Annotated in this window: 9 protein-coding genes and 1 CRISPR repeat array; of the genes, 6 read left to right on the top strand and 3 right to left on the bottom strand. The window is 62.7% G+C overall.

The genetic code is table 11. The annotated features are described in order from the left end of the window. Positions 1 to 410: 410 nt before the first annotated feature. The 6 genes from cas3 to cas6e all read left to right on the top strand — a co-directional run bounded on the left by cas3 (position 411) and on the right by cas6e (position 8,052). Positions 411 to 3,065, top strand: coding sequence for a CRISPR-associated helicase Cas3' (cas3, locus tag G5V57_RS21890; RefSeq protein ID WP_165169661.1), 2,655 nt, complete (start codon positions 411 to 413; stop codon positions 3,063 to 3,065). Between the two features lie 234 nt (positions 3,066 to 3,299). Further along, positions 3,300 to 4,952 (top strand): type I-E CRISPR-associated protein Cse1/CasA, encoded by a 1,653-nt coding sequence (gene casA, locus G5V57_RS21895; protein ID WP_165169662.1) that lies wholly within the window; start codon positions 3,300 to 3,302, stop codon positions 4,950 to 4,952. Next, entirely contained in the window at positions 4,949 to 5,503 is a 555-nt protein-coding gene (gene casB, locus G5V57_RS21900; protein ID WP_165169663.1) for a type I-E CRISPR-associated protein Cse2/CasB, read from the top strand. The genes casA and casB overlap by 4 nt, the downstream gene beginning before the upstream one ends. A gap of 25 nt (positions 5,504 to 5,528) precedes the next feature. Next, positions 5,529 to 6,587: a type I-E CRISPR-associated protein Cas7/Cse4/CasC gene (gene cas7e / locus G5V57_RS21905; RefSeq protein WP_165169664.1), complete on the top strand. Its 1,059-nt coding sequence runs from the start codon at positions 5,529 to 5,531 to the stop codon at positions 6,585 to 6,587. Continuing rightward, positions 6,587 to 7,330 (top strand): type I-E CRISPR-associated protein Cas5/CasD, encoded by a 744-nt coding sequence (gene cas5e / locus G5V57_RS21910; RefSeq protein WP_165169665.1) that lies wholly within the window; start codon positions 6,587 to 6,589, stop codon positions 7,328 to 7,330. The genes cas7e and cas5e overlap by 1 nt, the downstream gene beginning before the upstream one ends. After that, on the top strand, positions 7,327 to 8,052 hold the full coding sequence (gene cas6e / locus G5V57_RS21915; protein ID WP_165169666.1) for a type I-E CRISPR-associated protein Cas6/Cse3/CasE: 726 nt from the start codon (positions 7,327 to 7,329) through the stop codon (positions 8,050 to 8,052). The genes cas5e and cas6e overlap by 4 nt, the downstream gene beginning before the upstream one ends. Positions 8,053 to 8,146: 94 nt before the next feature. Continuing rightward, positions 8,147 to 11,026: direct repeats of the CRISPR family, unit length 29 nt; unit sequence GCGTTCCCCGCACACGCGGGGATGAACCG. Between the two features lie 152 nt (positions 11,027 to 11,178). On the opposite strand, the gene G5V57_RS21920 is transcribed toward cas6e, so the two are convergent. From G5V57_RS21920 to G5V57_RS21930, 3 genes are all read right to left on the bottom strand, one after another. Then, entirely contained in the window at positions 11,179 to 12,057 is an 879-nt protein-coding gene (locus tag G5V57_RS21920; RefSeq protein WP_165169667.1) for a DMT family transporter, read from the bottom strand. A gap of 63 nt (positions 12,058 to 12,120) precedes the next feature. After that, positions 12,121 to 13,008 carry a DMT family transporter gene (locus G5V57_RS21925; protein WP_165169668.1) on the bottom strand — a complete coding sequence of 296 codons (888 nt, stop codon included), beginning with the start codon at positions 13,006 to 13,008 and terminating at the stop codon, positions 12,121 to 12,123. Then, positions 13,005 to 13,862: a DMT family transporter gene (locus G5V57_RS21930; RefSeq protein ID WP_246737313.1), complete on the bottom strand. Its 858-nt coding sequence runs from the start codon at positions 13,860 to 13,862 to the stop codon at positions 13,005 to 13,007. Before G5V57_RS21930 ends, G5V57_RS21925 begins: the two co-directional genes overlap by 4 nt. Between the last annotated feature and the right edge of the window lie 244 nt (positions 13,863 to 14,106).

Consider the following 14,106-nt stretch of genomic DNA (forward strand, 5'->3'; position numbering starts at 1 on the left):
GAGACGCGTATAGCCTATGAGGGGCTGCGAGAGCAAAGAGACTGCTTTCGCAGTTTCATGTCGCGGTCGAGCGAAAAGATCGGCGCTTCCGGATTTTCCCCTTCTCCCGCTTGCGGGAGAAGGTGGCCAAAGGCCGGATGAGGGTGTCCCTTTCCATCCGGATACTTCTTTTCGTCTCATGTTTGGTTAGCACAACAATCCACTACCGCCTTTTTTGGCAGGCTGTCGCCAGCGGAGCTAACCCCCTCATCCGCGCTTCGCGCACCTTCTCCCGCTTGCTTGCGGGAGAAGGAAAGGGGGCCGGCAATGGACTTGAAGGCCCCACCGGATATTTCCCTTCTCCCGCCTTTGGGAGGAGGTGGCGACGAGCCAATTGGCTGAACGCAAAAGCTCACTTATGCTCGGCACCGATGGAAGAATCGTTGCATTTCTGGTCCAAGACCCGGCCGGACGGCGAGGTGCGCAGCCATCCGCTGGTCTATCACAGCCTGGATGTGGCGGCGATGTTCGAACTGCTGTTGTCGGACCGCTTCGGTTACTGGCGCGTTTTCGAGAGAAGTTTCGGCGCGCCTATTGCCGCGATTGCTCCGGCGCTCACGGCACTGGTGGCGCTTCATGATCTTGGGAAAGTGGCGGTGGGATTTCAGGCAAAGGTCGAGCAGGCCTGGCCTGCGGCGCTGCTGGGCGCTTGGCCAGGGCGGCAGAACAGATACGACCATGCCGAAGGAAGCGCCAGACTCCTGGTTGAGGATGGCCACGCCACTTTCCTCGATGGCATCAAAGGCGCGTCGAATCGCAGAGCAGTGCACAGCCTGCTGCTTGCCATCGCCTATCATCACGGGAAACCGATGGACCGGATCGCGAATGGAACGCCAATGTCCGTTCCAAAATTTGTGCGCGCGGGTGACGCTGCGCTTGTTGCAACCTCTATCCTGGCTGCTTTCGACCCGTCGCCGCCTTTGCCAAGCATCGACGGTCGCAGCGCCAGGACGCTGAGCTGGCTCTTGTCAGGTCTGGTCTCGCTGGCCGATTGGATCGGCTCTGGCCGGGACTTCGCGTTTCGCCTACCGGAGCTTTCGCCTCGGGAATACTGGTTGAACGTAGCGCGGCCCACGGCGCTCGCTGCCATTGCGAGGCTCCGGCTTGAGCCGGCGCAGCCAAGTATCGAACCGGGCAGCACTGGACTGCTGGAGGACGGTTGGCAGGCGACGCCTGCCCAACATATGGCCGTCGGACTTCCATTACCTGACGGCCCGTTACTGGTGATGATCGAAGACACGACCGGTTCCGGCAAGACCGAAGCCGCCCTTGTGCTTGCCCGCCGTATGATGCAGCAGGCCAAAGGCGCCGGTATCTTCATCGCGCTCCCCACCACAGCCACGGCGGATGCCATGTATTCGCGTATGGCGGAGCAGTATCGCCGGCTGTTCGCGACTGGCGCCTTGCCGTCTCTGGCGCTGGCACATGGCCGGCGAAGACTGAACCCACTTTTCTGCGACTCGATCCTGCCCGATGGGGATGTCGCGGAGATCCACGATGAGGAATCCGTCGGCGTGATCTGCGCGGCCTTCTTCGCCGATGACCGCCGCAAGGTGTTTCTTGCCGAAGTGGGGGTGGGCACGGTCGATCAGGCGTTGCTGGCCGTTCTTCCCAGCCGATATGCCACTTTGCGACTTGCCGGCATCGCGAGCAAGATTCTGATCATCGACGAGGCGCATGCCTATGACGCCTATATGCAAAAGGAAGTCGAGACGCTTCTCGCCTTCCATGCCGCCGCCGGTGGCTCGGCCATCGTTCTTTCGGCCACCCTGCCACGCGGCATGAAAGAGAAATATGCCCGTGCCTTCCGCAATCTTGGCCATGACGACACGGTCAGTCTCGATACTTTATCCTATCCCTTGTTCACGACCGTCTCCGCGAACCGCGAGCCCGTTTCGAATCCTGTAGCGCCACACGTAGGCACGAGCCGCAGTGTGAAAGCCACCCGCCTTGAAAACCGCGATGAAGCGTTGTCGCGGATCGCCGCCGCGACCAGGGCAGGAGCCTGCGCGGTCTATATCCGCAATAGTGTCGATGATGCCATCGAGGCCTGGCAGGGTTTGAAGGACGAGGGGTTGGAGCCTCTCTTGTTCCATGCCCGCTTCGTCATGGCGGACCGGTTGGCCGTCGAGCGCGAAGTGCTGCGCGTATTCGGCAAGCACTCGACGCGGGACCAGCGACGCGGGAGGATCTTGGTCGCCACCCAGGTGGTGGAGCAATCGCTGGATCTCGATTTCGATGTGATGGCGAGCGATCTCGCTCCCATCGATCTGCTTATCCAGCGGGCTGGCAGGCTGTGGCGTCACTCGCGTGGCGATCGTCCAGTTCCTGGTCCTGAACTCTTGGTTGTCTCGCCGGAGCCCTTGATCGACATCCATAAGACCTGGGCAGCGGCGGCCTTTCCTCGTGGCGCCTATGTCTACAGGAATCACGCCGTGTTGTGGAAAAGCGCGAAGGTACTATTCGAGGCTGGCACGATCAGGTCGCCGGATAATCTTCGGGATCTGATCGAGTCCGTTTACGGAGCATTCGATGTCGAGATTCCTGCCGCGCTGACCGACAACGCCGACTTCAGCGAAGGCAGGGAAAGCGCGGAGACTTCTCAGGCGAAGCAGAATGTCCTGCCGTTGGAGGACGGCTATGCAGGTTCAAGGAATGCAGCATGGAATAGCGATATCGCCATACCAACGCGGTTGGGGGAACCGCAGACGCTGTTTCGCCTCGCCCACTGGCAAGATGGTGCCCTCATTCCGTATGCAACAGCGGGAGCATCCGGCAATTCCATGCTGGCTTGGGCACTGTCTGAGATGAGTATCGCGCGCAGGCGCGCCACGGGCCGTGGCGCTGTCCCGACAAGCGTGGAACAGGCGGCGCTCGCGATCGAGCGACTGTGGCGCGAACAGGGCGATGCCGCGGTCGTCCTGCCGATCATCGACTCGAGGCTATCCCTCCTCGATGATCGCAATCAGACGCGTGGCGCTTCTTATGCGTCGCAATGCGGTCTTGCATGGGAAGGTCCTGGCTGAGCGTCTGACCTACCAGGCAGGGAGTATCCACTTATGTCTTGGCCTCCCAGGCCTTGCACCAGCCCGCGTGACGTGTGAACGGCAACGGGGCCTTGCGCATGCAACCCGAGGTTCGCGTCGCCGATTCCGCCTGCGCCTCTGGACGCGCTGACATAATCCTGTGGGTAAGCCATCTTTGGCACTGTCAATCTTGCTCATCGGCTGTTCGAATGTGTGGCAAAACAGGAACAGACAATGTCGTTGTCCGCCTCCTACAATCTCCTTCACGAGCCGTGGCTTCCCGTTCGTCGGCGCTCCGGCGGGACCGTCGTTTGGATCAGGCCCGCCGAGATTACCGCTGCCCCCGAAGACCCGGTCGCGGATTTTGCCTGGGGACGTCCCGATTTCGATGCCGCTTCACGCGAATTCCTCATCGGACTTCTGGCCACGGCTCTGGCGCCCGAGAGTGACGATGTATTCGACGCGATGTGGGAAAGCCCACCCGACACTGTCCAGCTCGACCGCGCCTTCGCCCCCTTCGCGTTCGGCTTCAATCTCGATGGCGACGGCCCCCGTTTCCTGCAGGATCTCGATGTGCTGGAGGATGCCGAGGCTTCGCCCGTATCGGCCTTGCTGATCGAAGCGCCCGGCGCCAACACCCTCAAGGAAAACAAGGACCTGTTCCAGAAGCGCGGCCGGGTTCCGTATCTGGGGCTGCCGGCGGCCGCCATTGCACTTTACACCTTGCAGACTTATGCGCCGTCGGGCGGGGCAGGCCATCGGACATCGCTGCGCGGCGGCGGCCCTCTCACCACATTGGTGGAGCCCGCCGATCCCACCGCCACTTTGTGGCAGAAGCTCTGGCTCAATGTGCCGAAACGCAAGTGGAGAAAGCCCGAAAAGGCTTTGCCGCTGGTGTTTCCATGGCTTGCGCCTACCGTCACCTCAGACGGCAAGCCGCCGCGCCAGGTTTCGCCGGAAAACTCGCATGAGCTGCAATCCTTCTGGGGCATGCCGCGCCGCATTCGCCTGGACTTCGCGGAAGACAGCAAGAGCCCGCCTTGTCCGCTCACCGGCAAGCCCAGTCCACGTATGGTGGCCAGCTATCGAACCAGGCCTTATGGCGTGATGTATACGGCCTTTGAGCATTGGCTGTCGCCCTATTACAAAGCGAAGGCCAATGATACCTCCTGGCTGCCGGTTCATCCGCAGCCGGGCGGTATTGCCTATCGCGATTGGCCGAAGCTCGCGAGTCTCGGCACATCTATGGCCCGGCCCGCCTCATGCGTTGCGATCGCTGTCGCGGGACGATTGCCGTCTCTGCCCGGATTCGGCAGCCGCCATCCCCGTCTGGCCGCCACCGGATACGACATGGACAACATGAAGGCCCGTGGTTTTGTCGAAGCGCGCATGCCGATCTTCCTTCCCAAACCGGAGTGGCAACAGCAGTTCTATCAAGCCGCCGCTAACCTCGTCGCCAGCGCCGAGCTGGTGGCCAGACTTACCGCGTCTTCAGTCCGCCATGCCTTCGAGGGAGATCATGGCGACGCCAAGAGCACACCCTATGAAGGGCTGCGTGAACGCTTCTATGCCGAAACCGAAAATGAGTTTTATGGGACGCTGAGGCAGATCGAGGAGAGCGCTGCATTCGACGGTGCGGCGTGGCTGCGGATCTTGCGCGGCACGGCCCTTCGCCTCTTCGATGAAAAAGTTCCGCTCGAAAATCTGCCGGACAAACTCATCGATCGTAGCGTGAAGGCTCGCGCCGGTCTCACCGCTGCTCTGGCAGGGTTCGGCAAAGTGGGCGGATCATTCTACACATACCTCGGATTGCCACCGCCAGAATCCAGACCAAAATCGCCGAAGCCTGCCAGGTCCACCCGCAAGCCCTCTGGAGACAAGAAATGACTGTCGAAAGCGAAAGCCGGCACCTGCGCGCGCGCGAATGGTGGCGCAGCATGACCGGCGCGAAGGACCATTCCGACGGCAAATCCAGGCCCTCCGACCGGGCGGGACTCGCCCGTCTGCGCCGTTCGGGCGTCATAGCGGCAATGGCCGAGGAGCCGGTCTTGCGGCTATTCCGCCGGCTGGGCTGCAGCGATCCTGCCGAGCTTCAGCGCGTGGCGGCTCTGGCCTGCATCCTCGCCCATGTGCGCCGGGACAACCCATATCGGTTCGGCCGCCAGATCGGCCGCGCCAAATTCAGCGACGATGAATCGACAGCCAAGCTGAAGCCCCTGCGTTTTCGGCGTCTCCTCGCCGCGTCGTCGGATGAAGAGATCGCGACATCATTTCGCCGCGCCGTCGGACTTTTGGGTGGCGAGGCCAATGTGGCGGACCTTTCGGCGATCATCCTCAATTTTGGCGCCGACAAGGTCCGGCGTCGATTGATCTTCGACTACTACGCAACAGGCGGCGAGCCGGATGATCCCGCTCCCGCCACGCCGCCCGTCGCATGATCTCCATCAAAACAGAGAGTCCGACATGAAACGCTTCCTGCAACTGCATCTTCTGACCTTCTATCCGCCCTCCAACCTCAATCGGGACGACACCGGTCAGCCCAAGAGCGCCATCATCGGCGGCGCCAGCCGGCTGCGCCAGTCCAGCCAATCGCTGAAGCGGGCGTGGCGCACATCGGAAATTTTCCAGAGCAAGCTCGAGGATCATCGCGGCGACCGGACTCAGCGGCTTGGCGCCGTGATCGTGGATCATCTGAAAGGCAAAGGCCTCGCCGCCGACAAGGCGCTGGAAATCGCCCGCGAAATCGCCGGCGCCTTCGGCAAGGTCAAGGCGGAGACCGACAAGAATCCCGCTTACACCGAACAGCTCGCCTTCATTTCACGCGAGGAGCGCGCCGCCGCGCTTGCCTATGCCGAGAAGCGCGCCGCCGGAGAGAAGGCCGCAGAAAGCTCCGATCTCGCTGACTTGCTGCTGCGCAAGATCGACACCGCTGCCGATATTGCCATGTTCGGGCGCATGCTCGCCGACTCGCCGGACTTCAACCGTGAAGCCGCCGTGCAGGTGGCGCATGCCTTCACAACTCATCAGGTCACCGTCGATGACGATTACTACACCGCCAGCGACGACTTGAAGAAGAAGGAAGAAGATGCCGGCGCCGGCTTCATCGGCGAAACCGGCTTCGGTTCCGGCGTTTACTACCTCTACATCAATATCGACCGCGCTTTGCTTGTGAAGAATCTTGGCGGCGACAAGGATGTGGCCCGCAAGGCGGTGGAAGCGCTTGTGGAAGCCGCCGCTACCGTCGGCCCGCGCGGCATGTCGGCCCGCTTTGCAAGCTTCGCGCGCACCCACTTCATCATCGCCGAGGCGGGTAATGTCGCTCCGCGCACCCTCGCCGCCGCCTTTGAAGCGCCGGTCCGCGGCGCCCAGGGCCATATTGCGGGGTCGATCAAGGCGCTTGAAACGCTGCGCGAGAGATTTGCCAAGGCTTATGGCGAGGATACCGACTGCCGCACCATGGATATCGCCAAGGGGGAGGGCAGCCTCAAGGATATCGTCGCCTTCGCCGTCACGGGGCTCTGATGGCGGAAGTCCTGTTCTTCCAGCTCTTGGCTCCGTTCGCCTCCTTCGGCGCCATTGCCGTGGGCGAGCGGCGCGAGACGGCCCTCCATCCGGCCCATTCGGCGCTGGCGGGTCTTCTCGCCGCGGCGCTCGGCATGGAGCGCAGCGCCCCGGAGATTGAGGCTTTCGCGGCCAATCTGGCTTTTGCCATTCGTACCGACAAGGTAGGAGCCCCCACTGCCGACTACCACACCGCGCAGACACCTCCCTCCCGCACCGGCAGGGACAAGGGCAGGGGCTGGCATAGCCGGCGCGATGAGCTTTCCGGAGAGAGAAAAACGATCCTGTCGCGGCGCGACTATCGCAGTGACTGCCGCTTCACCGTCGCGGCCACTGAACGCGACGTTTCGGTGCCGGCATCCTCGCTTGCCGCCATTGCTCAAAATCTGCGTCAGCCTCTGTTCACACTCTATCTCGGCCGCAAGTCCTGCCCGCTCGGCGCGCCGCCCGATCCTCGCATCATCGACTGTGGCACGCTGGCCGACGGCTTCACCGCCTATGACGCCGCGCGCGCGGAGAGGCCGCTCTTCATCGGCGAGAGGCTGATCCTCGACCCCATCTTCGTTACACAAGGCCTCGTCAGCGAGGCGGAGATCACGCGAAGGCAATCACGCCGCGACCAGGTCACCAGCCGCGCGGCCTGGCGTTTTGATCTTCGTGACGAACTGGAGACGCCCCTGCCGCGCACCGGAGTCTCGCCATGACAGCACCATCCCTGTTCCTTTCCCGCGCCACGTTGAAGGCCGATCCGTCTATCGCGGCGCTCGGCGGGCTGCTGTTGCCCGACGCCGAGGATCTCCGGCTCGACGCCGATCACCGCCTCATGTGGTCATTGTTTGCCGATGATGCTGACGCGCAACGGGATTTTCTCTATCGCCGCGACCCGCAGTCGCCCAAATCGCCCAAATTCTACATCCTGTCGCATCGTCCGCCGGCGCAGAATTCCGTTCTCTTCGATGTCGAAACCAAGCCCTTCGAGCCCCATCTCACAGAGGGGGACATACTGCTCTTCTCCTTGCTGGCGAACCCTACCGTGAGCCAAAGCCGGCCCCGAGAAGATGGCCGCAAGCCACGCGGGCGGCGCCACGACGTCGTCATGGCCGAGCTGTCGAAAATTCTACCGGGGTCGCGGGCCGAGGCTCGCCGCTCAATCATTGAAAGTGCGGGACGGGGATGGCTGGAACGCCAGGGGGCCGCCTCGGGTTTTGTCCTGGATTCGGCCGCGTTGACGATTGACGGCTATGACCAGAAGGTCATCACGTCCCCTGCGGGCAAGAGCCGCAAAGGTCAGATCCGCATTTCACTACTGTCCTTTGAAGGCCAGTTGCGCGTGGTCGATCCCGCGGCTTTCCTCGACAGGCTGGCGAAAGGCTTCGGCCGCGCGCGCGCCTTCGGCTGCGGCCTGATGCTGATCCGTAGGGCGTGAGGCGTCCTGTCACTTGATTGTCCCTTCCGGAACGAACTGCGGAACTTTCGGTACGCTCTTTGACTAGTAAATAGATCAATTGATTCTAGTAAGAGCGCTTTCCACACACGCTGGAAAGAATCGGTGTTCCAAGTGAAGGTCCTGCCGCGCTTGCGCTTCTACACGCACGCGGGGATGAACCGTCGTTGATCTCGGCCCGAGCCTCCATGACCATGCGTTCCCCGCTCATGCGGGGATGAGCCGATGCTCAAATCCTTCAATGTCCGCGAGCTGGCGCGTTCTCCGCACACGCGGGGATGAACCGCGCTCCCACTTCTTCGTTACGCTGTTGACGCCGCGTTCCTCGCACACGCGGGGATGAACCGAGCCGGAAGCAGTACTCGGTAACTCGCAAATAGCGTTCCCCGCACACGCGGGGATGAACCGGCATCGCTCATACCGTCGTTGTCGCTGTCCGTGCGTTTCCCGCACACGCTGGGATGAACCGTGCTCGATGTCGGTCTGCATCGAATAACGCTCGCGTTCCCCTCAAACGCGGGGATGAACCGACAGTCCGGTGGGCTTGCTGCCCGGCTGGAAGGCGTTCCCCGCACACGCGGGGATGAACCGTCTTCGAGGTCCGTCATACGCTGCTCGTAGGCGCGTTCCCCGCACACGCGGGATGAACCGGTCAATCGCGCGCCGATCGACAGCGTTCAGACGCGTTCCCCGCACATGCGGGGATGAACCGTCATCGCCGAGATCATTTTCATGGAGGCGAGCGCGTACTCCGCACACGCGGAGATGAACCGTACGCACAGCACAACGCCACCGATGCCTGGTGGCGTTCTCCGCACACGCGGGGATGAACCGGTTCACCATAGTCATTTCGTTTTCGAGGATCAGTGTTCTCCGCATGCAGGGGGATGACCCGCGAAGCATGGCGATGTAATCCTCTGTGCCAAGGCGTTCCCCACACACGCGGGGATGAACCGGCCCGCTCTGACGATCGTCGCTTTCTCCGCATGCGCGGGGATGAACCGCCTGTTGGGCCGAGGCCGTTTCATAAAATGATGCGTTCTCCGCACGCGCGAGGATGAACCGTCGTCACAGGCCAGCGCCGCACGTGGGATCCCACGTTCTCCGCACACGCGGAGATAAACCGGAGGTGCGCAGGATCAAGTCCTTCACAGGGAGGCGTTCTCCGTACACGCGAGGATGAACCGAAAAAGCGGCAAGCGTCGTCTTACGCCTAAGCGCGTTTCCCGCGCACGCGGGGATAAACCGGAACGCATCCTTGGGATTGTGGGCCTTGCCATGCGTTCCCCGCACACGCGGGGATGAACCGATGTCCCCCGCTCCTCGCCTCCACGAGAACGAGCGTTCCCCGCACATGCGGGGATGAACCGGTCATGGGCGATTCCATGGACCTGGAACACTTGCGTTCCCCGCACACGCGGGGATGAACCTGACAATCCATGTCTATAGTGACGTTGAAATTTACGTTCCCCGTACACGCGGGAATGAACCGAGGTTTGCTCCTTGCCCAGGAACAATTGCCTGCGCGTACCCCGCACACGCGGGGATGAACCGCGGTAGGATCGACACCATATTTACGCTCAGGAGCGTTCTCCGCACGCGCGGGGATGAACCGGCGAGGAAGACGTAGACCCGATCCTCCTCCCAGCGTTCCCCGCACACGCGGGGATGAACCGAGCCGGTAATGGTCTTTGACACCAGATCGGGGGCGTTCCCCGCACACGCGGGGATGAACCGGCAGAACAGCCTAAGCGCTCATGGAGTGATATGCGTTCCCCGCACACGCGGGATGAACCGACCCAATGCGAGGGCTAGCTTTGGATCGCTGAGCGTTCCCTGCACACGCGGTGATGAATCGACGCTGGATAGTGGCCTGGACAGGCTGGGTAAGCGTTCTCCGCACTCTCGGGGATGAACCGCCGAGCTTGCCCAGCTCGTTTTCATCGTTGATGCGTTCCCCGCATACGCGGAGATGAACCGACCTCGATCGGCGTCGGCGCAAAGCTCTCTGGGCGTTCCCCGCACACGCGGGGATGAACCGGTTCTACCTGTCATCCGCCTTGCATCCTAAAAGCGTTCCCCGCACACGCGGGGATGAACCGGTGCAACGGCAATTCGTCGAATACCTGCGCCAGCGTTCCCGGCACACGCGGGGATGAATCGGTGAAGCGCTTGTGCAGCCCAGCCAGGTCTTCGTGTTCCCCGCACACGCAGGGATGAACCGATGTCGGCGATGCGCTGCACCTGAGCGAACTTGCGTTCTCCGCACACGCGGGGATGCACCGTACTTGACCAAGAGCAGTGAAGCGAGGGTTCGGCGTTCCCCGCACACGCGGGGATGAACCGTACCGGTTGGACGCCGCCGCCTGCCTCTCTGCGCGTTCCCCGCACACGCGGGGATGAACCGGCTGGACGGCGGTTCGTCCGCGCGATCAAGAGGCGTTCCCCGCACACGCGGGGATGAACCAATTTTCGACATCTTCACGGGCCAGGAAATAAAGCGTTCTCCGTACAGGCGGAGATGAACCGGAAACCGCTTACCAGACCGCGAAGACCGGCGAGCGTTCCCCGCACACGCGGGGATGAACCGATATCGGGAATATCTTCGCTTGTTGCTTTCTGGCGTTTCCCGCGCGCGCGGGGATCAACCGTTCAGCGGCCGGCCTGAAGTCTCGCGATGAAGGCGTTCCCCGCACACGCGGGGATGAACCGAAGCACAACCCCGCGCGGCCGCATGACCGTTAGCGTTCCCCGCACACGCGGGGATGAACCGCGTAGACAGGTATTTGCGAGTTACCGAGTACGGCATTCCCCGCACACGCGGGGATGAACCGATGAAGGTGCACGACAAGGAATACGTGGCAATGCGTTCCCCGCACACGCGGGGATGAACCGACCTGCCATGACACGGTGAAGCAGAAGGAAGAGCGCTCCCCGCACACGCGGGGATGAACCGGCGGAGGATGAAACCCTTGCCAACCGAGCTTTGCGTTCCCCGCACTGACTAGATTGTCGCCTACGGAACCAACACCCTCATCCGCGCTTCGCGCACCTTCTCCCGCAAGCGGTAGAAGGGGAGGTGAGGCGACTGGAGCAGCTCCCATGCGCCTAAGCCGGCATCGCCTGCGGCTTGCGCATCTCGAACCAGATATGGCCGGCGACGGCGGTGAGCACGATGAGGCCGCCGGCGAGTGTGTAAACACTCGGCACCTCGCCGAAGGCGAGCCACACCCATAAAGGGGCGAGGGGGACATCGAGCGCGGTGAGAAGTGTCGCCTCAGCGGCCGGGATCATGCGCGAGCCGAGGCTGAACAGCAAGAGGCCGAGGGCGCTCTGCGTCACGCCGAACAGCGCCAGCATGATGAGATCGAAAGAGGAGACGTCGAGAGGATCGCAGAACCAGAAGGCGACGAAGGCTGCGGTCCAGGAGGACAGCCCGAGCACCGGCAGGATCGCGATGTCGCGCTTCCAGCGCAGGATGACCGCCATCAGGGCCATGGAAAGAGTCATCAGGAGGGCGACGAACTGGCCGAACAGGATGCCGCCATAGACCGCACCGGTTAGCATCACCACGACGCCGGCAAGTGCCAGCGCGCTTGCCGCGAGCACGCTCCAGGAGGCGCGCTCTTTGAGAATAAGCCAGGCGACGCCGGCGGTGATGAACGGCACGGTGGCATAGATCACATAGACATCGGCGACCGTCGTCAGCATCAGGGAGCCGATGAAGGTGATCATGCCGAGCCCGCAGATGACGGCGAGCAGGAGCCCCATCGGGCCCAGCTTCCAATAAGCTTCCAGCGACTTCCCGCGATGGTGCACCGCCACCATGACGGCAAAGGCGCAGCCGCCGAAGAAGCCACGCCAGAACAGCATGGTCCAGACATCTTCCCCGATGAGACGGGTGAAGAAGCCGGCCGTCGACCAGGCGACCGCCGACAGGCTGACCAGGATCCAGCCGAGATAACGCTGACCGTCGCCGCCGTTCATGCCGCTTCCCCTTTTTCCCCGTCTGCAGTCTCGCTGATTGTTTTGTCAGCTTCTGTCAGCAGTCTAAACCGGCGGCGGCAGCGCCCGCCTTGGTCGGATCTCGGTCAGGATATGGCCGAACAGCGCCAGCATGACGATAGCGCCGCCGATGAGCACCGCACCCGCCGGCGTCTCGCCGAGGAACAGCCAGACCCAGAGCGGTGTGAAGGGCACTTCGAGGGCGGCGATCAGCGTCGCCTCGGCGGCGGGGATCTTCCGCGACCAGATCGCATAGAGGACGAGGCCCGACGCGTTCTGCACGATGCCGAAGAGCGCGATGAGCAGGAAATCCTGAGTGCTGACCGACAGCGGAGCGGCGAACCAGAAGGTCACGAAGGAACAGAGCCAGGCGGAGAGCGCCATGGCCGGCAGCATCGGCACGTCCTGGTGTCTCCGCATGATGGTGGTCATGCCGGCCATGCTGAGCGTCATCAGCACGGCAAGGCCCTTCCCGAAAAGGCTCCCGTCCAGGGACGCGTCCTTCAGCATGAAGGCGACGCCGCAGAGCGCAACGAGGCTCGCCGCCATGGTGCGGGTACTGGGCTTCTCGCCGATGAAGGCCCAGGCGAAACCGGCGGTGACGAAAGGCACGGTCGCATAGATGATGAGAGCCTCGGCCACTGTCGTGTAGCGCATCGAACCGATGCCGGTGATCATGCCCATGGCCGACAATGCGGCGACGGCGAAGACCGGGAGCGGTAGGTTGCGCAGGCGCAGGAGGCCGGCTTTGCCTTCCATCAGGAGATAGACCAGCATCACCGCGGAGCCCGAAAAGACGCCGCGCCAGAACAGCATGGTCATCAGGTCGGCGCCGATGAGGCGCACGAAGATGCCGGAGGTAGACCAGAAAAGCGCCGCCGTCGCCACCAGAAGGAGGCCGAGACGGTGCTGTGACGAGGCATCGGCGTTCATAGTGCTGGTTTGGCTTTCAGAAGATTGAGCAAATTGGCGCCGAGGATGAGGACCGCGCCCAGGATCGAGACGAGATCGAAGCCCTCGCTATAGAGCCAGTAGCCGGCGAGCACGGTCAAGGGCACGCGCAGGAAGTCCATCGGCGTCACGACCGTCATGTCGGCGAGCGATACCGCCTTGGACAGGCAATAATGCGAGAAAGTGCCGGCAAGGCCGACGACGGCCACCCAGATCCAGTTCCCGGGCTCCGGCCATTTCCAGGTGAGCCAGGCCGGCACCGCACCGATCACCGTCTGGATGGCGAACATCAGGAAGATGACGGTGAGCGCCGAGTCCTTCCTCGTCAGCACCTTGGTGAGGGCGACCGAGACGGCGAAGCCCAAGGCGGCGACGAGCGCCACCACATGGCCCGCATCGACTTCAGCGGTGCCGGGCCGCACGATCAGCAATATGCCGAGGAAGCCCAGTACGATGGCCGTGATCCGGTAGCGGGTCAGCCTCTCGCCGAGAAACGTGACGGCGATGAGGGCACCCCAGATCGGCATGGTGAATTCGATCGACACGACCTGGGCGAGCGGGATCAAGGTGAGCGCCGTGAACCACGAATATTGGGCGCCGTAATGGATGATGTTGCGCACCACGTGAAGCGGCAGCTGGGTGAGGCGGGCGGCGATATTCCCCTCATAGATCACGAGCGGGGTGAGCACCGCCATGGCGACCAGGCTGCGCAGGACCATGATGACGAAGACCGGCACGTCATGGCCGAGCTCGCGCCCCGAGACGGTGAGGGCAAGCGTGCAGAGAAGCCATCCCGCCATCCAGATGGCCGCCTGTGTCGTCGATTGATGCGGCAAGCGCGATTCTCTCCCCAGAGCGTTTGCCAACCTTAGGAGGAGGGCGGGATGCCAGCTAGGCTAGAATGATCATATCAACCCTGCGGATGCGGCCGGGCTTGCGCTCCTGACAGTCTTTGGTCTGATGGGGCTTTATGCGGTGTCATCTGGACAAGGGCCGGCCGGTCATGCGAGGTTCGCCTGGCGCAACCGAGGGCTCACCAGAGGGGCTCGAACAGCCTTCGATTATGCGCGATGCGGCAGC

Origin of the sequence: Nordella sp. HKS 07 (assembly GCF_011046735.1) — a bacterium.
Taxonomy (GTDB): domain Bacteria; phylum Pseudomonadota; class Alphaproteobacteria; order Rhizobiales; family Aestuariivirgaceae; genus Taklimakanibacter.

Coding starts and splice junctions, on each gene's coding strand:
- cas3 (WP_165169661.1), top strand. CDS start 411: ATGGAAGAATCGTTGCATTTCTGGTCCAAGACCCGGCCGGACGGCGAG.
- casA (WP_165169662.1), top strand. CDS start 3,300: ATGTCGTTGTCCGCCTCCTACAATCTCCTTCACGAGCCGTGGCTTCCC.
- casB (WP_165169663.1), top strand. CDS start 4,949: ATGACTGTCGAAAGCGAAAGCCGGCACCTGCGCGCGCGCGAATGGTGG.
- cas7e (WP_165169664.1), top strand. CDS start 5,529: ATGAAACGCTTCCTGCAACTGCATCTTCTGACCTTCTATCCGCCCTCC.
- cas5e (WP_165169665.1), top strand. CDS start 6,587: ATGGCGGAAGTCCTGTTCTTCCAGCTCTTGGCTCCGTTCGCCTCCTTC.
- cas6e (WP_165169666.1), top strand. CDS start 7,327: ATGACAGCACCATCCCTGTTCCTTTCCCGCGCCACGTTGAAGGCCGAT.
- G5V57_RS21920 (WP_165169667.1), bottom strand. CDS start 12,057: ATGAACGGCGGCGACGGTCAGCGTTATCTCGGCTGGATCCTGGTCAGC.
- G5V57_RS21925 (WP_165169668.1), bottom strand. CDS start 13,008: ATGAACGCCGATGCCTCGTCACAGCACCGTCTCGGCCTCCTTCTGGTG.